Origin of the sequence: Amycolatopsis sp. NPDC101161, assembly GCF_044768185.1 — a bacterium.
Lineage (GTDB): Bacteria > Actinomycetota > Actinomycetes > Mycobacteriales > Pseudonocardiaceae > Amycolatopsis.
In genome coordinates this window covers 94,115-111,978 of sequence record NZ_JBIWPI010000008.1, presented here as the reverse complement: position 1 = coordinate 111,978, position 17,864 = coordinate 94,115, and the positions used below count along the sequence as shown (strand labels likewise).

Below are 17,864 nucleotides of genomic sequence, written 5' to 3'. Positions count from 1 at the left end.
TCAGAGGACGTCCGGGATCTCCGGGCGGGCCAGCTCGGTCCGCTTCTGCGCCAAGACAACCCGGTCGCGGCCCGCGGCCTTCGCCGTGAACACCGCGTCGTCCGCCGCCTGCAGCAGGATCGTGTACTCCGTCGCCGTTTCCGGGTACACCGCCGCGCCGATCGACGCCGTCAGGCCGTCGATCACCTCGGGCTTGCCCGGGCGGACCACGGGGACCGGCACCTCGACGCGGGCGATCGCCGCGCGGACGCGGTCCGCGATGGACACGATCTCCGCGCTCGTCGCGCCCGGCAGCAGCACCACGAACTCGTCGCCGCCGAAGCGCCCGACGTAGTCGCCGCCGCGGACCGCGCCCTGGATCGCCGCCGCGATCGCGCGCAGGACCTCGTCGCCCGCCAGGTGGCCGTTGCCGTCGTCGATGGCCTTGAAGTGGTCGATGTCGATCATCAGCACGCCCGCCGTCGACGCCAGCTCGGCGGCGCGGGCCAGCTCGTTGCGCGCCAGCTGCACCCAGAACTCCGGCGCGAGCAGCGCCGTCTTGGAGTCCGTGCGCGCGGCCGCCTGGAACTGCGGCAGCAGCAGGCCGATGTGCAGCGCCACCGGCGTCACCATGAGCACCGGCAGCAGCCACGGCCGGACCGTCATCACCAGCGCGATCCCGCAGCCGACGCCGACCGCGGCCAGCACGATCAGCACGTCCGACGGGTTCCCGAACGCCTGCCGCGGCGGCTTGCCCGGGTTGCTCATCAGGATCGCCAGGATCACCAGCACGTAGTTGAGTCCGAAGTAGACGATCCCGGACAGCAGCAGCGCGGTCATCCCGCCGAAGCCGTCCAGGTAGGGCACGTACGGCGCGAGGTGCCCGGTGCCGGCCGACAGCACGGCTCCCGCGGCGAAACAAGCGAGGATGACCGTGGCCCCGGAGAACACTTTCCGGTGAACCACGCCGCGTCGTTTGTACACGCGGACCCAGGAGTGGGCGTAGCTGACGACGATGACGAGCGTGGCCAGCGGCGGCGGCAGCAGGAGCAGCCCGGCGAAGATCCAGATCGACTGCAGGTGCATGTGCGGCCGGCCGTCGGCGGCGAGCTCGCGGATGCGCTCGATGCGTTGCGCCGCTTCGAGGTGCACGATCTCGCCCGCGAGGATCAAGCCACACCAGAGCACCGCCTGGGTGGTGACCGGCACGAGCGCGGCCGTGGCGACGACCGCGACCAACGCCAGCGCGTCGACGATGAGGACGTAGCCGAGCACCGGAGTGGCCAGCTTCCACATCGCCCACGTACGGAAACCCGATCGTGGACGTTCTGAGCTGGGCTTTCGCCCTTGGGACCCGGACAATCCCACGAAACGCCCCTCTTCTCAGGACGGATCTCTTCGCGGAAATCGTCACTGTAATCGAATGAACGCGGTGTGTCACTAGGCTGGTCGGGCTACCGTCCGGTCACGCACCGTGCAAGATCCCTCACGAACAGGAGAAGTCATGTCGCACTTCCTGCCCAACGCGAACATCGTCCCGTCCCGGCGTCGCGCGCAGCGGCCGACCGACTGGACGCGGCAGCTCCCCACCGACTGGACCCGCGCGATCCCGACGGACTGGACCCCGCGGCAGCTGCCGACCGACTGGACCGCCCGCGAACTGCCCACCGACTGGACCGTCCGCGAGCTCCCGACCGATTGGACCCGCCCCGGCGTCTCGCCAGCGCTGCCGCAGTGCCCGACCGACTGGACGCAGCGCTGACCAGTCCCCGGTGACCGGCCGCCAAAGCCGGTCACCGGGACTCCGGTTGCGCCCGGCGCCACAACATCGCCGCGCCGAAAGCCGCGACGACGCCGATCGCGCCCGCCCCGGCGACCACCCCGTGCGGGGCGGCGCGTTCGGCCGCGACCCCCGCCAGCACCACACCCAGCCCCTGCGACACCCGCAACGCCGTCAGCGCGAACCCGAACGCCTGCGCGCGCTGGGCGTCCGGGGTCAGCTGGACGAACGTCGTGTTGGCGATCAGGTTGTACGAACTGGCCACCCCGGACAGCGTCAGCAGCGCCAGCGTCGCCTCGAGGTCCGGCCGCAGCGCGCAGCCCAGCAGCGCCGCGCACGCCAGCACCGCCAGTGGCCCGAGCAGGCGGCCCCGCCGGGACGGCGGGATCCGCGACAGCGCGGCCATCCCGAGCACGTTCCCCAGCGCGTACGCCCCCAGCAGCAGCCCGACGACCACCGCGCCTCCGCCCAGCTCCGCCGCGTACGGCGCCGCGATCGCCTCGCCCGCGATGTAGATCCCGGACACGCACCCCAGCGCCACCAGCGCGAGCCGGCGCCGGTCGCCGACGACCACCGTCCAGCCCGCCCGCACGTGCGGCCACCAGCGGACGCCGGACGTCTCGCGCGGCGGCCGGGGGCGGACGCCGCTGACCAGGAACAGCGCCGACACCGCGAAACTCGCCGCGTCCGCGAGCAGCGCGCCGCCGGTGCCGGCCGCGGCCACCAGGAGCCCGCCGAGGGCGAACCCGGCGACCTGGCCCGCCTGCACCAGCATCATCAGCAGGCCCATCCCGGGCACGAACCGCTCGCCCGGCAGCACCTGCGGCAGCAGCGCCGCGCGCGCGGAGTTCCACACCGGGTTGACCAGCTGGACGCCGATCAGCAGGGCCGCGACCACCGGCAGCGGCAGGCCCGGCCACGCCATCACGGCGACCGCCGGCGCGCGCAGCACGTCGGCCAGGACCAGCACCGTCCGCGGCGGGTACCGGTCGGCCAGCCCGGACAGCAGCGGCCCGCCCACGAGGTCCGGCAGGAAGGTCAGCGCGTACGTCAGCGCGGCCCAGCCCGGCGAGTTCGTGCGGTCGTAGACCAGGATCGACAACGCGACCCGCGCGAGCTGGTCACCGGTGACCGAGACCAGCTGCGCGGAGAACAGCGCCCGGAACTCGGTCACGCCGAGGACGTCCCGGAACCCGACCGCGCGTACCGTCATGGGCACTCAGGGTACCGGCGCGGACGCCCAGCGTGAACGGCCGTTAGGAGGTCATTGCCCTTCGCCGCACGTGATTTTCGGCTGCGGGTTGTAGTGGACCGTCCGGGTCGACCGGCTCACCTCGCGGCCGGACGCGGCGTCCTTGAGCACGCGCGTGTCGCTCGTGGTGAACCCCGGCGCGCCGTTCGACGCGTGGCAGTTCTCCGCCGGGCCCGGCTTGGGCTGCGGGTCGCTCGGGTTCGAGCGGCCGCCGGGGATGGACTCGACGGTGTAGCGCTTGGTGCCCCACAGCTTCACGGTGATCGACGACGGCGTCCAGATCGCCTGGATCGCGATGCCGGTCGGGGAGTCGTTGGTGAACTTGAGGTCGATGACGCTGGAGCCGTCGGGGTTCTGGAACACCGTCGCCTCGCGCGCGGCGGGGTAGCGGCTGATGTAGTAGCTGTGCTCCTTGTGCCCCGCGTCCTTCATGCCCGCGAAGTAGGACGCGTTGTACAGCGTCGTCGCGAACTGGGAGATGCCGCCGCCGACCTCGCGGCCCGGGGCGCCGTCCTTGATCACGCCCGCCTCGACGTACCCCTGCGGCTTGCCTCGCGGGCCGGTGAACCCGTTGAGGCTGAAGGTTTCCCCGGGCTTGACGATGGCGCCGTTCACCTTCTGCGCGACGACGCGGATGTTGGTGCCGGAGTCGGGTGCGAAGCCGCCGGTGGTGAACTCGCCGACGACCTCCTTGACGCCCAGCTGGTTCGCCTGCTCGGTCGTCACCTTCGCCGGGGCGTCCTTGTAGATGGCCGGCACCTCGCGGCCGTCGGTCTTCTTCAGCACCTCGGGCAGCGGCTTGAGGCTCGGGTCCCAGTCGATGGTCCGGCCGTCGGTGGAGGGGTCGACCGCGGGCTTGCCGCCCTCGAAGACGATGGTCGCCTCCTTGCCCTCCTTCTCGGTGGACTTCAGCTGCGGCCCGGCGGCTTCGGCGATCTTGGCGTTGTCGATCTTCGGCGTGAGCCCGCCGCCCTCGGCCGGCTCGAACGTGATCGCCGCGGCGATCGCCTCCGGCTTCACGGTGGCGCTCTTGCCTTCGCCCTTGACGACCAGCGGGCCCGAAACGGCGGGGCGCGCGAACTGGTCCAGCGCGGCCTGGACGCCTTCGGGGGTGGTCCGGACCGGCGTGCCGGTCACCGGCAGGGCCAGCGGCGTGCCGCTCGCCCACTTCTCGACCACCGCGGCCTTGGCGGCGTCGACGTCGAGCTTCTGCCCGGGCTTCGGCGGCACGGCGACCGGGTTGACGCCCTCGAACTTCACGGTGCCTTCGGCCGGCTCGCGGTCGATCTGGCCGCGGAGGCCGTCGAGCGCGGCGGCGAGCTTGGCGTCGTCGGCGTGGCTGACGACGCCGACCTCGCGGCTGGAGAACAGCGACGCGAGCCGCGTGAACGGGTTCAGCGGCTGCTCGCCGGCCTGGTCGAGGGTCTTCGGCCAGTCGAGGCCCAGCCCGGCGGCCGTCGGCGAGAGGGTGCCCCGGACGTCGCCCGCGGTGACGGCGACCGGACGCGTCAGCCGCGGCTCGATCTGCCCGCGCAGCTCCTGCTCGGCCGCGGCGCGGTCCATCCCGCCGACGTCGACGCCGGCCACGGTCACGCCGCGCGGGACGCTGCCCTGGCTGACCAGCAGGTCGACGCCGTAGACCACGACGAGCAGGCCGAAGACCCCGCCCGCGATCCAGCCGGCCTTGCGCAGATCGCGCTTCTTCGGAGGTTCCGGGTCCGGCTCGGGCCGGACGACCGGCAGGACGTCCGTCTGCTCACCGTGTGACTCGGGCCAGCGCGGTTCGTACGGCAACTCTCCACCCCTTCAACGCGTGACGGGGATCAGCGTACGGGGCACCCGGACAAGCAGTACGACTCGCCCTAACGGGGGATGAACCGGTCACCGCGCGTCCGGTTCCGGGTTGTGCCCGGCTCGCGCCAGGAAGTCGAAGTCGCAGCCTTCATCCGCCTGCGTGATGTGTTCGCTGTAGAGCGCGCCGTAGCCCCGCTCGAACCGCGGCGCCGGCGCCGTCCACTCGGAACCCCGCCGCGCGAGCTCCTCATCGGACACCTCGAGCCGCAGCACGCGCGCCGGCACGTCGAGGGTGATCGGGTCGCCGTCGCGGACCAGCGCCAGCGGGCCGCCGACGTGGGACTCCGGCGCCACGTGCAGCACGCACGCGCCGTAGCTCGTCCCGCTCATCCGGGCGTCGGAGATCCGGACCATGTCGCGCACGCCCTGTTCGAGCAGGTGGGCCGGGATCGGCAGCATGCCGTACTCGGGCATGCCGGGGCCGCCGAGCGGGCCGGAACCGCGCAGCACCAGCACCGAGTCCGCGGTGATCGACGGGTCTTCGATCCGCTTCTTGAGGTCCGCGTAGTTCTCGAACACGACGGCCGGGCCCGTGTGGGTCAGCAGGTGCTCCTCGGCGGCGATGTGCTTGATCACCGCGCCCGAGGGCGCCAGGTTGCCGTGCAGCACGGCGACTCCGCCCTCGGCCGCCACCGGGTTGTCGCGCGGCCGGATGACGTCGTCGTTGTGCACCGGCGCGGCCTCGAGGTCGGCGCCGAGCGTGCGGCCGGTGACGGTGACCCGGTCGGTGTGCAGCAGGTCGGTCAGCCGCGACAACAGGCCGGGCAGGCCGCCCGCGTAGTAGAAGTCCTCCATCAGCCAGTCGCCGCCCGGGCGGATGTTCGCCAATACCGGCACGCGCCGCGCGATCGCGTCGAAGTCGGCCAGGCTCACCGGGATCCCGCTGCGCCCGGCCATCGCGATCAGGTGGATCACGGCGTTGGTCGACCCGCCCAGTGCCAGCACCGTGGTGATCGCGTCTTCGTAGGCGGTCTTGTCCAGGATCCGGCCCACCGTCAGGTCTTCCCAGACCATGCCGACGATCCGCGCGCCGCTCGCCGCGGCCATCCGGTGGTGGGCCGAGTCGACGGCCGGGATCGACGCCGCGCCCGGCAGCGTCATGCCGAGCACCTCGGCGGCGGACGTCATCGTCGACGCCGTCCCCATCGTCATGCAGTGGCCCGGCGAGCGGGCCAGGCCGCGTTCCAGTTCGGACATTTCGGCGTCGCCGATCAGGCCGGCCCGCTTGTCGTCCCAGTACTTCCACATGTCGGTGCCGCTGCCGAGGACCTCGTTGCGCCAGTGGCCGCGCAGCATCGGCCCGGCCGGCACGAAGATCGCGGGCAGGTCCGCGCTCGCCGCGCCCATCAGCAATGCCGGCGTCGTCTTGTCGCAGCCGCCCATCAGGACGGCGCCGTCGATCGGGTAGGACCGCAGGATCTCCTCGGTCTCCATCGCGAGGAGGTTGCGGTAGAGCATCGGTGTCGGCTTCTGGTAGGTCTCCGACAGCGTCGCGACCGGGAACTCCAGCGGGAAGCCGCCGGCCTGCCAGACGCCGCGCTTGACCTGCTCGGCGCGTTCGCGCAGGTGCATGTGGCACGGGTTGATGTCCGACCACGTGTTGAGGATGCCGATGACCGGCTTGCCGAGGTGCTCTTCCGGGTTGTAGCCGAGCTGGCGGCTGCGGGCGCGGTGGCTGAAGTTGCGCAGTTCGTCGCCGCCGAACCACCGGTGGCTGCGGAGCTCCTCGGGTGTTTTCATGCGATCCAGTATGGCATCTGATATATGATCTCGCGGGCCTGGTTGAATGGGTTCCGACACGATGCGAGGGAGCGACCATGACCGGGACGTTCAGCCTGCCCGCCTCCCGGACCGAAGTGGTCCTGGAGGAGATCCGTCGCGGCATCCTCACCCGGGAACTGGTGCCCGGCCAGCCGCTCGTCGAAGCGGAGCTGGCCGCGCGGCTCGGCGTGTCGAAGACGCCGGTGCGCGAGGCGCTCAAGGTGCTGTCCAACTCGGGCTTGGTGACCTTCAGCCCGTACAAGGGCGCTTCGGTCGTCACGGTCGACGCCGAGCTCGCGAAGTCCGTCTACGACGTCCGGATGGTGCTGGAACCGGAAGCCGTCCGGCGGACCGTCGAGCGGCGCGACCCCGAACTGCTGGAAGACGCCGCCGAAGCGCTGAAGGAAGCATCGACGGCCATCGCGGACAAGGACCAGGCCGCGCTGAGCCTGCTCAACCGCCGGTTCCACCGCGCCCTCTACTCGGGCTGCGGCAACCCGCTGCTGGTCAGCATCCTCGACGACCTCAAGGACCGCGCGGCCCTGATCAGCGTCGTCGGCTGGGAAGCCAACCCCAGCTGGAAGAAGGAGTGGACCGAGCACAAGGCGGTCCTCGCGGCGGCCAAGAAGGGCGACGCCGAGGGCGCCGCGGCCTTGCTCAAAGACCACATCGGCGGCTTCCTCGAGCGGGTCCTCAAGGCCATCGGATGAGGTTGCTGCTCATCTCGGACACCCACCTTCCCGCCCGCGCCCGCGTGCTGCCGGAGCGGGTGTGGGCCGAGGTCGAGGCGGCGGACGTCGTGGTGCACGCCGGCGACTGGGTCGAGGTCGGCCTGCTCGACGAACTGGAGAAGCGCAGCAAGCGCCTGATCGGCGTCCACGGCAACAACGACGGCGCGGACCTGCGGGCGCGGCTGCCCGAGGTCGCGCGGGCGGACCTCGACGGCGTCCGGCTGGCCGTCATCCACGAAACGGGCTCGAAGCAGGGCCGCGAACAGCGGTGCGACGCGCGGTTCCCGGACACCGACGTGCTCGTGTTCGGGCACAGCCACATCCCCTGGGACACCACGACGCCGGCCGGGTTGCGGCTGCTCAACCCCGGTTCGCCGACCGACCGCCGCCGTCAGCCGTTCTGCACGTACCAGACCGCCCGCGTCGAGAACGGCACGCTGACGGGCGTCGAGCTGCATGAACTGCCCCGGAGGGGGTAGGAAGAGTCCATGGATCCGGCATGGGCGTTGCGGGAGATCGCGTTCCAGCTCGAACGCGCGGGGGAACCGACCTACCGCGTCCGCGCGTTCCGCAACGCGGCCGCGACCGTCGACAAGACCGAAGCTTCGCAACTGGCCTCGATGGCGGAGAACGGCACGCTGACCTCGTTGCCCGGCATCGGGAAGGCCACCGCCGGCGTCATCGAGGACGCGCTGGCCGGCCGTGATCCCGCGTACCGGTCGAAGATCGTCGAGAAGAAGCTGCCGGACGGCGAACCGCTGCGCTCGGCGCTTCGCGGGGACTGCCACACGCATTCGGACTGGTCCGACGGCGGCAGCTCGATCGGGGAGATGGCCGTCGCGGGCCGGGACATCGGCCACGAGTGGATGGTGCTGACCGACCACTCGCCGCGGCTGACCGTCGCGAACGGGCTTTCCCCGGACCGGCTGCGGACGCAGATGCAGATCGTGGCGAAGGCCAACGAGCTGATGGCGCCCTTCCGGCTGCTGCACGGCATCGAGGTCGACATCCTCGACGACGGCGCCCTCGACCAGGAAGAGGAGCTGCTGGGGCAGCTGGACCTCGTCGTCGCGAGCGTGCACTCGAAGCTGCGGATGCCCGCGAAGGACATGACCCGGCGCATGCTCGCCGCGGTCCGGAACCCGCACGTCCGGGTGCTGGGGCACTGCACCGGACGGCTCGTCGTCGGCCGGGGCCGTCCCGAATCGGAGTTCGACGCCGAGGCGGTGTTCACGGCGTGCCGCGAGAACGGCGTCGCGGTCGAAATCAACTCGCGCCCCGAACGGCTCGACCCGCCGATGCGGCTGCTGAAGCTGGCCGCGGAGATCGGCTGCGAGTTCGCCATCGACAGCGACGCGCACGCGCCGGGCCAGCTCGATTGGCAGCCCTACGGCTGCGAACGCGCGGTCAAGGCGGGCATCGGGCCGGAGCGGATCATCAACACCCGCACGGCGGAGGAGCTGCTCAGCCGCTGATCTCGATGACGGGGTGCTTCGCCGGGTCGAGCCAGCGCAGGAGGGCGTCGAGGTCGGGCGCCGGGATCGCGACGCAGCCCGCCGTCGGCTTCCCGTTGGTGACGTGCAGGAAGAACGCCGAGCCCGCGCCCGGCACCACGGGCGCGCGGTTGTAGTCGATGACGACGGCGTGGTCGTAGACCGGGCCCGCCTGCCCGAGGTTCTCCCCGGCGGCCTCGTCGAACGGGCAGGTGCCGGGAGCGCACGAGAAGTGCGTGTTGTAGTACGGGGACTTCACGTCCGAGACCCACCAGTCCGCGGTGGTGACCTGCCGGTAGGGCAGCCGGGTGGTGGCGGGCCGGTGGCCGAAGGCCTCGGTCAGCGGCCACGTCCCGGCCGGGGTGCGGGAGACGGTTTCGCTCGCCTTGCCGACGCCGTCCGCGCCGACGAACGCCTCGACCGGGCCGTACGCCTTCGTCCAGTCGTCGCCGGTGCGCTGCCAGGCGGTGAGCACGGCGGTGGTCGCGTCGGCCGAGCCGGCGGCGACGGTGACGCGCTGCTCCGGGCCCGTCGGCCCCGGCGCGGCGGCTGCCCCGGAGAGCAGCGCGGCCGCGGCCAGCGTGGCACCGAGGGATCTCCTGCGCATGCCGGAGAGCCTAACGGTGCCACGCCGGACGCGTCAGTTGATCGTGTAGGAGTCCCCGTAGACCTTCCACTTCAGCGGGGTGTGCAGGTCGAAGTTGCCCGCGTTGAGGAACACCACCTGCTCGGTGTCGACGCGCGAGGTGTCGGCGTGCGCCTCTTCCTGTTTCATGATCACCTTGCGGGCGGCGAAGAACGCCTTGAGGTAGGTCGCCTCGTCGCCACCCTGGGCGGGGGTCTTCGCCTTCTTCATCGCGGCCTTGCGGATGCCGCCGAAGCTGTCGGAGCTGTCGCCGGGGCCGTGCATGACGATGGCGTCGTAGTAGGCGAACTGGCCGAGGTTGCTGAGGCCGTCGGACTTGCCCTGGCTCACCGCGGGGTCGAAGTACACGCGGTCGCGCTCGTTGTTCTGCGCGGTCTGGAACGCCGTGGTGGCCGCGGCCTGCTTCCAGGCGCTTTCGAACGCCGAGCCGAGGCCGGCGTGCGAGTCGGTGCCGTTCACCTTGCGCAGCGCGGGAAGGTACTTGGCGAGGGGGTTGTCCGGGACGGAGTTCGTGTAGGCCTCGACGAGCTCGAGCATGTCGCCCGTGCCGGAGCAGAACCCGATGATGCCGGCGGTGTACCCGCGGCCGTCGCCGATGTCCTCGATGTACTTGTACTGGGCTTTCCAGTCCAGCGAGGAGTTTTCCGCGCTGGAGACCAGCTTCATCGCGATCTCCTTCTTCGCCGGGGCCGACAGGTCGCCGACGGCGAGAGCGGTCGCGCTGGTGGCGCTGTTCGCGGCCAGGGGCGCGGGTGCCGCCGAGGAGAGCGCGGGGGTGGTGATCACGAGGGCGGCGACGGAGGCCGCGCCGAGCGCGCCGATGACGACCGGCCGCAACTTCTTGCTCATGGGTGGAGACCCTTTCCGCGGGGTGCGCCGTGGGGGATCACGGCGGGTACGGGTGATGAGGTGGAGCTGCGGCGTAGCGACACGGTAGCGAAGAGTCAGCACGCACCACAAGAGGCGGAAATCGTTCATGTTCGTGAACGGTCCAGACCACCCCGCGGGTCCTCTGAGGACGGTCAGCGCGTCCCGGTGAAGATGCGGATGACGTCCGGCAGCACGTTCACCGGGATCGTCGGGTCGATCGCCCGCTGCACGCCGAGGCCGATGCCGAGGCTGAGCAACGCCGTCGCGGCGTCGTCGGCCGGCATCGGGAGCGTGATCCCGAACCGCTCGGCGTACCCGCTCAGCAGGCCGGCGATGGTGTCGCGGATCGCCTTGTCCCGCGCGGCCAGTTCGGCGCGCACGTGCGGGTTGCGCCGCGCGTTCGTGGCGAACTCGACCTCCAGGGCCGTCCAGGCCTCGTCGCCGATGCTGCGCTCGGCCCAGGTCTGGAACGCGGCCAGCAGGTCGTCCACCCCCTCGGCGCCGACCAGCGCTTCCGCGATCAGCGCGACCTGCTCGTCGTGGATCCGGTCGAGAACGGCGAGGCAGAGCTCGTCCTTGTTGCGGAAGTTCGAGTACACCGCGCCCTTCGAGTAGCCGGCCTCGTCCGCGACCTTCTCCAGCGACGTCACCGAGTAGCCGTCGCGCAGGAAGAGCAGCTTGGCGGTCTCGATCAGCTGCTCGCGGGTGCGCGCCTGGCTTTCCGCGCGGGTGAGTCGGGCCATGGCGCCACTCTAGCCAGGCCCGGAATCGGGGTACCGCCAGTATTGAGATACTGCTAGTCTCCGAAAATGGAGCAACGCCACTTCGCGGTCCTCGTCGTCGGCGCCGGGGCGTCCGGGCTGGGGGCCGCCATCCGGCTCGGCCAGGCCGGCGTCGACGACCTCGCCGTGCTGGAGAAGGCCGGTTCGCTCGGCGGAACCTGGCGCGACAACACGTATCCCGGCTGCGCGTGCGACGTCCCGTCCGCGCTGTACTCGTACTCGTTCGCGCCGAATCCCGGGTGGACACGGGCCTTCGCCGGGCAGGCCGAGATCCGCGCGTACCTGGCGGACACGGCGTCGCGGTTCGGCGTCACGCCGAAGATCCGCTACGGCGTGGAGGTGACGCGGGCGCAGTGGAACGCGCGTGAGTCCATTTGGGAACTGGAGACCACCCGCGGCCCCTACTCGGCGCGGGTCCTGGTCGCCGGCACCGGGCCGTGGCACGAGCCGCTGGTCCCGGACCTGCCGGGGCTCGGCGGCTTCCCGGGCGAGGTCTTCCACTCCGCGCGGTGGAACCACGGCTACGACCTCGCGGGCAAGCGGGTCGCGGTGATCGGCACGGGCGCGTCGGCGGTCCAGTTCGTCCCGCGGATCGTGCCTTCCGTCGGCCGGTTGCACCTGTTCCAGCGCACGGCGCAGTGGGTGCTGCCGAAGCCGGACCACGCCGTCCCCGGCGTCGAACGGTTCCTGCTGCGGCGGTTTCCCGCGCTGCAGAGGGCGTTGCGCAGCGCGGAGTACGGGGCGTTGGAGACCCTCGGCTTCGGGTTCCGGCACCCGTGGCTGCTGCGGCAGGTGCAGAAGGTCGGGCTCGCGCACCTGCGGCTGGCGGTGCGGGATCCCGCGTTGCGCCGGGCGTTGACGCCGGACTACACGCTGGGCTGCAAGCGGCTGCTGATGTCGAACACGTACTACCGGTCGCTGACGCGGTCGCATGTGGACGTTCATCCGACGGCCGTGCGCGCGGTGTCCGGCAGCCGGGTGCTCGGCGCGGACGGTTCGTCCGCCGACGTGGACGCGATCATCTTCGGCACGGGCTTCCACATCCTCGACATGCCGGTGTCGTCGCGGGTCTTCGACGGCGACGGCCGGAGCCTGGACGACCATTGGAAGGGGAGCCCGCGGGCCTACGCGGGGACGACGGTGGCCGGGTTCCCGAACCTCTACCTGCTGCTGGGCCCGAGCCTGGGGACCGGGCACTCGTCCGCGTTCATGATCCTGGAGGCCCAGCTGCGGCACACGGTTTCGGCTGTGACGCGGACGTTGCGTTCGGGGTGGTCGTCGGTGTCCGTGCGGCCATCGGTGCAGGACGCGTTCAACGCGGAGGTCCAGGCCGCGCTGCCGGGGACGGTGTACCAGTCGGGCGGGTGCTCGAGCTACTACACGGATGTCAACGGGCGCAACAGCTTCAGCTGGCCGTTCTCGACCGGGCGGCTGCGGTCGCGGGTGGGCGCGTTCGACGAGGCGGACTACGAGATCGGGAGGGTCCGTGCGGTATCCGGCGATTGAGGTCCGGGGTGCAGTGGTCGCGATCACCGGCGGGGCCCGGGGAATCGGCCGCGCGACGGCCGCCGAATTCGCTGCTCGGGGCGCCACAGTGTGCGTCGGCGACCTCGATGCTGCCTCGGGAGTGCCGTCGTTACCGCTCGACGTCACGAACCGGGAGTCGTTCGACGCGTTCACCGCGGCGGTCACCGAGCGGTTCGGGCGGATCGACGTCCTGGTCAACAACGCGGGCGTGATGCCGCTCGGCGACTTCCTCGAAGAACCGGACGACGTCGGCCGCACGACCCTGGCCGTCAACGTGGAGGGGCTGGTCCACGGGCTGCGCTCGGTGCTGCCGGGGATGATCGCGCGCGGGCGGGGCCACGTCGTGAACGTCGCTTCGATGGCGGGGAAGATCCCGCTGCCCGGCATGGCCGTCTACAACGCGAGCAAGTTCGCCGCGGTCGGGCTCACCGCGGCGGTGCGGCGCGAGTACGCCGCGACCGGGGTCAGCGTCAGCGCGGTGCTGCCGGGCGCGGTCCGCACCGAGCTGGTGTCCGGGGTCCGGCTGGGCGGGGCACTGCCCACAGTGGACCCCGAGGACGTCGCCCGCGCGATCGCCGGCACGCTCCGGACCCGCCGCGCCGAGACGGCCGTCCCCCGGTGGCTCGCCGGCTGGGACCTCCTGGCCGCGGTGACGCCCGAGCCGGTGCTGGCGTGGGCGCGCGGCCTGGTCGGCGACGACCGCGCCCTGAAGGAACTCGACCCGGAAGGCCGTGCCGGGTACGTGAGCCGCGTGGAGAAACAGGTTCAGTCCCACTCCCAGCACAGGCCGTAGACGCCCGGCCGCGCGTCCAGCACCGCGATGTGGCTCGTCCCGCTCGGACCCACCGGCAGCTCCGGCCGCTCGGCCGAGGCCTCCCCGTCGTAGCGGTAACACCGCACCGGCACCGCCGCCGGGTCGAAGCACGCCTGCAGCACGATCTGGCGGGCCGGCGCCCGCACCCCGAACTGCAGGTAGGTCGTCTCCGGCGGCGGGCCGTCGTAAGCGAACTCGAAGTCGAACACGTACGTCTCGCCCGCCCGCAGCGGGTAGTCGAACCGCAGCTCCAGCGCCACCAGCTCGGACGCGGCGTCGCGGCGGACGCGGCCCGGGCGGCAGCAGCGCGCCGACCGCAGCACGGGCTGGTGGCCGCCGCCCGTCTGCGGCCGGAAGAACGACACCCAGCGGTCGACGCCGTCCTCGCGGCTGGTCACCACCAGCTCCGTGCGCACCGACCGCTCGGTGCGGTCCGCGCCCAGCGTCGCCCGCTGGTGCACCGACGCCAGCGCCAGCCGGGCGTTGCCGTCGAGGTCGATGCCGTCGCACGAGGCCAGTTCCGTCGGCTCGGACCCGAGCGCGCTGGCCAGGCTGACCCCGCCCGGCCACGGTTCCGCCCGGCGCACCCGGGGCCGCGCCACCAGGCTGGTCAACGCGGCCGCGGGCAGGCCGAGGCACCCTTCGGCGACGCCCACCGCGTGCAGCGAACGCGGTCCTTCGGGATGCCGCCGGCCCCGGCGCCAGTAGCTCAGCGTGGCCAGGCTGACCTGGGCGCCCCGGATCGCCATCCGCCGCTGCAGCGCCTCCAGGCTCAGCCCGCGGTGCCGGATCGCCAGGTCGAAGGCCACGTCGAACGGTCCTTCCCGGACCGCGTCGACGACTCCGGTGTCGTCCGTGTCGTTCTCGGGGAACGCATCCATTCGGGTAAGCATGAATACCGGACGCACCGGACGCAACGAGGCCTGCCACCAAAGTAGGTGGCAGGCCCCGTGGGGGTCAGCTGACGGTGACCCCGGTGTCGTCGACGGCGAACGACGTCTGCAGCGACTGGTCCTCCGTCCCGGCGAACTTCAGCGTGATCGTCTGGCCCGCGTACGAAGACAAGTCGAGCGTCTTCTGGACGTAGGCGGAGTTCCGGTCGAGGTTGGAGTACGTCGCCAGCGTCGTCGAACCGGCGGACACGACGAGGTTGTCGTACGCGACGTTCTCGGTTTCGGCCGTCCACACGCGCAGCCAGAACGTCAGGCTCGCCCGGCAGCCGGCCGGGATCGTGACGGACTGCGTGAGCGTGTCGGTGTGCGCCGAACCCCAGCCGCCGAGCCACGAGTCCCAGGTGCCCGAGCGCGCGGGCGCCTGGCCGCCCCACTGGCCGATGGTGGTGTTCGGGTCGGTCCACGACGCCTTGCCGGACTCGAAGCCCGGGTTCTGCACCAGCTGCCCGCCGCACCCGCCCGGCGGAGTCGTGGTGGTCGTCGGCGGAGTGGTCGTGGGCGGGGTCGTCGTGGTCGGCGGCGTGCCGGTGCACGTCGGGTCGCCGGACTGCGCCGGGACGCTCACCGCGTTCCACGCCGCCTTCACGGCGTCGAACTCGGCGCAGCTGTCCGGGTACAGGTTCTTCGCGGCCTGCAGCGTCCACGTCCGGTAGCGCAGGTAGTTGCTGCCGGACGTCTTCAGCTGCAGGGCGCCGTGCATGATGTTGATCGCCTTGCGGATGCCGATGCCGGCCACCGTGCTGTTGTTGCACGTCGAGCTCGTCGGCTGCCCGTCGGTCGGGTTGCTGCCCTCGGCGAGCAGGTAGAACCAGTGGTCGCCGGGCCCGGCCGCTTTGTGCACCTCCGCGTTCGGCGTCGAGCTGGAGTAGCAGCTCGGGTCGCCGACCTTCGACGGGTCGTACATGTACCGGATCGCGCCGGTGCCGACCAGGTTGACCTCTTCGCCGATCGCGTAGTCCGGCGGGTCGTACTGGGACGGCTCGTTCGCGTAGAACTCCGTCGCCGTGCCGAACGTGTCCGCGATGAACTCCTGCGTGCCGCCGCCGGAGAACCCGCCGGACCCGGAGTAGTCGTCGACGCCGTGGCCCATCTCGTGGCCGAGGATGTCGAGCGAGCCGACCCACTCGCCGCTCGGGTTGTGGCCGAGGTTCACGTACGCGGGCCGCGAGTTGTAGTAGTACGCGTTCTCGTCGTCGAGGCCCACGCGGATCTTCCACGCGCCGCCGTTGCCGGTGAACCCGTTGCGGCCCACCCACTCCGAGAGCATCTTCTTCTCGGTCTGGGCGACGAACAGCGCGTCCGCGCAGCCGGTTTCGATGTTCGTGCCGGTGCCGTTGCCCCAGCTGTCGTCCGGTCCGGTGAGGACGGAGTCGCTGCCGTAGTCGCGGCAGTCGAGGTTCGGCGTGTTCGGGTCGGCCATCGAGTACGTGCTGCCGGACTTCGTCGTGTTCAGCGGCAGCGGCGCCGGGCCGTTCCACTTGCCGGTGCCGGTGCCCGCGGCGACGTGCTGGACGGTCCGCAGCACGCGCCCGTCCACCGCGTCGACGTAGACGCTCAGGCTGCTCGGCTCGCCGTGTTCGTCGGTGCCTTCGACGTTGCTCTCGTACGCGAGCCGCCCGGCGCCGTCGGCGACCACGACGAGCTTCCCGCCAGGCAGGCTCTTCGGCCCGCGGACCTGCTTGCGCGCCACGGTTCCGGCCTGCGCGGCCGTGAGCTTCGCGCCGCGGACGTCGAGGTCGCCGAGCGCCTGCTGCTGCGCGACGGACGTGGTCTTGACGGTGCCGGCGGAGTCGGTGGCGATGACGAGGTCGCCGCCGATCACGGGCAGGCCGTCGTAGGTGCGGTCGTAGACGACGTACGACAGGCCGTTGGCCGACCGCACGTCCCGCTGGACGAACTCGTCGTGCGCGCCGGGGTGGAGGGCGGCGACCCGGGCGTTGACCAGGTTCGCGGCGGCGCTGGTGGCATTGGCCTGGGCCTGCGCGGCGGACGGAGGCGGTTCGGGGACGGGCTGGGCGGGCGCGGCGACGGCGATGCCGACCACCACCATGCCCGCCGCCGTCGCCCCGCCGAGCGCGGCGAACCGTTGGGGCAATCTCATGACGCTCCTTGCGAAAACGCGATGGGGGAAGGGAGAACCCGATCGACGTTAAGCGCGCTGCGGGAGCGGCAGAAGGTTCATCACAGCGGCGAACTTTCACGCCGCGGCGGTGTGAAATCGCTCAGAGGGTGTGGAAGCGCAGGCCGGCTTTGGTGAGGCGGTCGATGAGGGCGTCGCCCATCGCGGTCGCGGTGGTCACCTGGCCCGCGGTTTCCGGGAGTTCGTCCGTGGCGAGGCACAACGCCGATTCCGCGAGCATCTTCGCCGTTTCGTCGTAGCCGGGGTCGCCGCCGGAGACCTCGGTGACGACGCGCTCGCCACCACCCTCGCCGATGAACCGCACGGAAAACCACGAGCGCGCCCGGCGTTCCGGGCTGGGGCCGTTGCCGGGGGCCAGCAACCGGGAGAGCCCGCGCCGCGCGGGCGGGACCTGAGCGGCGGCGAGCAGCGCGCCGGCGCCGAGCACGCCGCCCGCCAGCACCGGGAGGTGTTTGACGGCGGCGAAGTGCCGGTAGGTGAAGTCGGGACCGTAGCGCTCGGACGCGGCGGCCGACCGGCGGACGACCTCGGGATCGATCGTCGGCAGCGGCACCGCCCACCAGCCGGCGTCGGCGACCCGGTGCGGACGGCCGAGCGGCGCGTGGGTGAAGCGCCCGGCGGGTCGCGGTTCGGCGGCCGCGCGTTCCTTCGCGACGCGGGCGCCGGCCGGGAGGCGGGACATGATGGTCAGCGCGCTGAGGAACGTGCCGCCCGACGGCATCCCGCTGGCCCGGACGTAGCCGTCCACCTTGAGCGGCACGCCTTCGGGCAGCTGCTTGACGGTGAAGTAGGCGCCGAGGTCGTGCGGGATGGAGTCGAAGCCGCAGGCGTGCACGAGCCGCGCGCCGGTTTCGCGGGCGCGGCGGTCGTGGGCGAGGTACATCCGGTCGACGAACTCGGGTTCGCCGGTGAGGTCGACGTAGTCGGTCCCGGCCGCGGCGCACGCGGCCACGAGCGGCTCGCCTCGGGTGAGGTAGGGGCCGACGGTGGTGATGACGACCTTGGTCGCCTCGGCGACGGCCTTGAGCGAGGCGGGGTCACCGGAGTCGGCGACGAGCAGGTCGAGGGCGGAGAGGCGGTCGTCGACGGTGGCAAGCCGCGCGCGGACGGCTTCGAGCTTGCTTCGGCTGCGTCCGGCAAGGGCCCACCGCAGGTCCGCGGGCGCGTGCCGGGCGAGGTATTCGGCGGTGAGACCCCCGGTGAACCCGGTGGCGCCGAAAAGGACCACGTCATGCGCGCGCATGTCTCCTCCAGGGGACGTCGACGGCGGATGGGGTCAGGT

At 71.8% G+C, this 17,864-nt stretch carries 16 protein-coding genes; 6 read left to right on the top strand and 10 right to left on the bottom strand.

What is annotated here, in order from left to right; translation table 11 throughout:
- Positions 1-1,275, bottom strand: coding sequence for a diguanylate cyclase (locus ACIRSS_RS47040; RefSeq protein ID WP_400908073.1), 1,275 nt, complete (start codon positions 1,273-1,275; stop codon positions 1-3).
- 208 nt (positions 1,276-1,483) lie between these two features.
- On the opposite strand from ACIRSS_RS47040, the gene ACIRSS_RS47035 reads away from it, so the two are divergent.
- Positions 1,484-1,741 (top strand): hypothetical protein, encoded by a 258-nt coding sequence (locus tag ACIRSS_RS47035; RefSeq protein WP_400908070.1) that lies wholly within the window; start codon positions 1,484-1,486, stop codon positions 1,739-1,741.
- A 31-nt stretch (positions 1,742-1,772) separates the two neighbouring features.
- Here the strand turns inward: ACIRSS_RS47035 and ACIRSS_RS47030 are convergent, their stop codons facing one another.
- The 3 genes from ACIRSS_RS47030 to araD form a co-directional block, all read right to left on the bottom strand.
- Positions 1,773-2,972, bottom strand: a complete 1,200-nt coding sequence (locus ACIRSS_RS47030) for an MFS transporter (RefSeq protein ID WP_400908068.1) — start codon at positions 2,970-2,972, stop codon at positions 1,773-1,775.
- Positions 2,973-3,023: 51 nt separating this feature from the next.
- The gene (locus ACIRSS_RS47025) at positions 3,024-4,805 is read right to left on the bottom strand and encodes a VanW family protein (protein ID WP_400908065.1); all 1,782 of its coding nucleotides are present in this window, start codon (positions 4,803-4,805) and stop codon (positions 3,024-3,026) included.
- 87 nt (positions 4,806-4,892) lie between these two features.
- Positions 4,893-6,605 (bottom strand): L-arabinonate dehydratase, encoded by a 1,713-nt coding sequence (gene araD / locus ACIRSS_RS47020; protein ID WP_400908063.1) that lies wholly within the window; start codon positions 6,603-6,605, stop codon positions 4,893-4,895.
- A gap of 77 nt (positions 6,606-6,682) precedes the next feature.
- Between araD and ACIRSS_RS47015 the strand changes: the two genes are divergently transcribed.
- Genes ACIRSS_RS47015 through ACIRSS_RS47005 form a run of 3 tightly spaced genes read left to right on the top strand, consistent with a single transcriptional unit; the run spans position 6,683 to position 8,832 of the window.
- A complete protein-coding gene (locus ACIRSS_RS47015) occupies positions 6,683-7,336 on the top strand; it encodes a GntR family transcriptional regulator (RefSeq protein WP_400908060.1) in 654 nt (217 codons plus the stop codon).
- Positions 7,333-7,836 carry a metallophosphoesterase family protein gene (locus tag ACIRSS_RS47010; RefSeq protein WP_400908057.1) on the top strand — a complete coding sequence of 168 codons (504 nt, stop codon included), beginning with the start codon at positions 7,333-7,335 and terminating at the stop codon, positions 7,834-7,836. Before ACIRSS_RS47015 ends, ACIRSS_RS47010 begins: the two co-directional genes overlap by 4 nt.
- A gap of 9 nt (positions 7,837-7,845) precedes the next feature.
- Entirely contained in the window at positions 7,846-8,832 is a 987-nt protein-coding gene (locus tag ACIRSS_RS47005; RefSeq protein ID WP_400908054.1) for a PHP domain-containing protein, read from the top strand.
- Here ACIRSS_RS47005 and ACIRSS_RS47000 read toward each other — a convergent pair.
- The 3 genes from ACIRSS_RS47000 to ACIRSS_RS46990 form a co-directional block, all read right to left on the bottom strand.
- On the bottom strand, positions 8,822-9,457 hold the full coding sequence (locus tag ACIRSS_RS47000; RefSeq protein ID WP_400908051.1) for a L,D-transpeptidase: 636 nt from the start codon (positions 9,455-9,457) through the stop codon (positions 8,822-8,824). The two genes, ACIRSS_RS47005 and ACIRSS_RS47000, sit on opposite strands and share 11 nt — an antisense overlap.
- Positions 9,458-9,490: 33 nt before the next feature.
- Positions 9,491-10,345 (bottom strand): chitosanase, encoded by an 855-nt coding sequence (locus ACIRSS_RS46995; protein WP_400908048.1) that lies wholly within the window; start codon positions 10,343-10,345, stop codon positions 9,491-9,493.
- A 173-nt stretch (positions 10,346-10,518) separates the two neighbouring features.
- A complete protein-coding gene (locus tag ACIRSS_RS46990) occupies positions 10,519-11,109 on the bottom strand; it encodes a TetR/AcrR family transcriptional regulator (RefSeq protein WP_400908045.1) in 591 nt (196 codons plus the stop codon).
- 66 nt (positions 11,110-11,175) lie between these two features.
- Between ACIRSS_RS46990 and ACIRSS_RS46985 the strand changes: the two genes are divergently transcribed.
- On the top strand, positions 11,176-12,654 hold the full coding sequence (locus tag ACIRSS_RS46985) for a flavin-containing monooxygenase (protein ID WP_400908043.1): 1,479 nt from the start codon (positions 11,176-11,178) through the stop codon (positions 12,652-12,654).
- Positions 12,635-13,468, top strand: coding sequence for an SDR family oxidoreductase (locus tag ACIRSS_RS46980; protein ID WP_400908039.1), 834 nt, complete (start codon positions 12,635-12,637; stop codon positions 13,466-13,468). Before ACIRSS_RS46985 ends, ACIRSS_RS46980 begins: the two co-directional genes overlap by 20 nt.
- Here ACIRSS_RS46980 and ACIRSS_RS46975 read toward each other — a convergent pair.
- From ACIRSS_RS46975 to ACIRSS_RS46965, 3 genes are all read right to left on the bottom strand, one after another.
- On the bottom strand, positions 13,441-14,370 hold the full coding sequence (locus ACIRSS_RS46975; RefSeq protein WP_400908036.1) for a hypothetical protein: 930 nt from the start codon (positions 14,368-14,370) through the stop codon (positions 13,441-13,443). The two genes, ACIRSS_RS46980 and ACIRSS_RS46975, sit on opposite strands and share 28 nt — an antisense overlap.
- Before the next feature lie 76 nt (positions 14,371-14,446).
- Positions 14,447-16,543 (bottom strand): M4 family metallopeptidase, encoded by a 2,097-nt coding sequence (locus tag ACIRSS_RS46970; RefSeq protein WP_400908034.1) that lies wholly within the window; start codon positions 16,541-16,543, stop codon positions 14,447-14,449.
- Positions 16,544-16,664: 121 nt separating this feature from the next.
- Positions 16,665-17,825: a saccharopine dehydrogenase family protein gene (locus ACIRSS_RS46965; RefSeq protein WP_400908031.1), complete on the bottom strand. Its 1,161-nt coding sequence runs from the start codon at positions 17,823-17,825 to the stop codon at positions 16,665-16,667.
- Between the last annotated feature and the right edge of the window lie 39 nt (positions 17,826-17,864).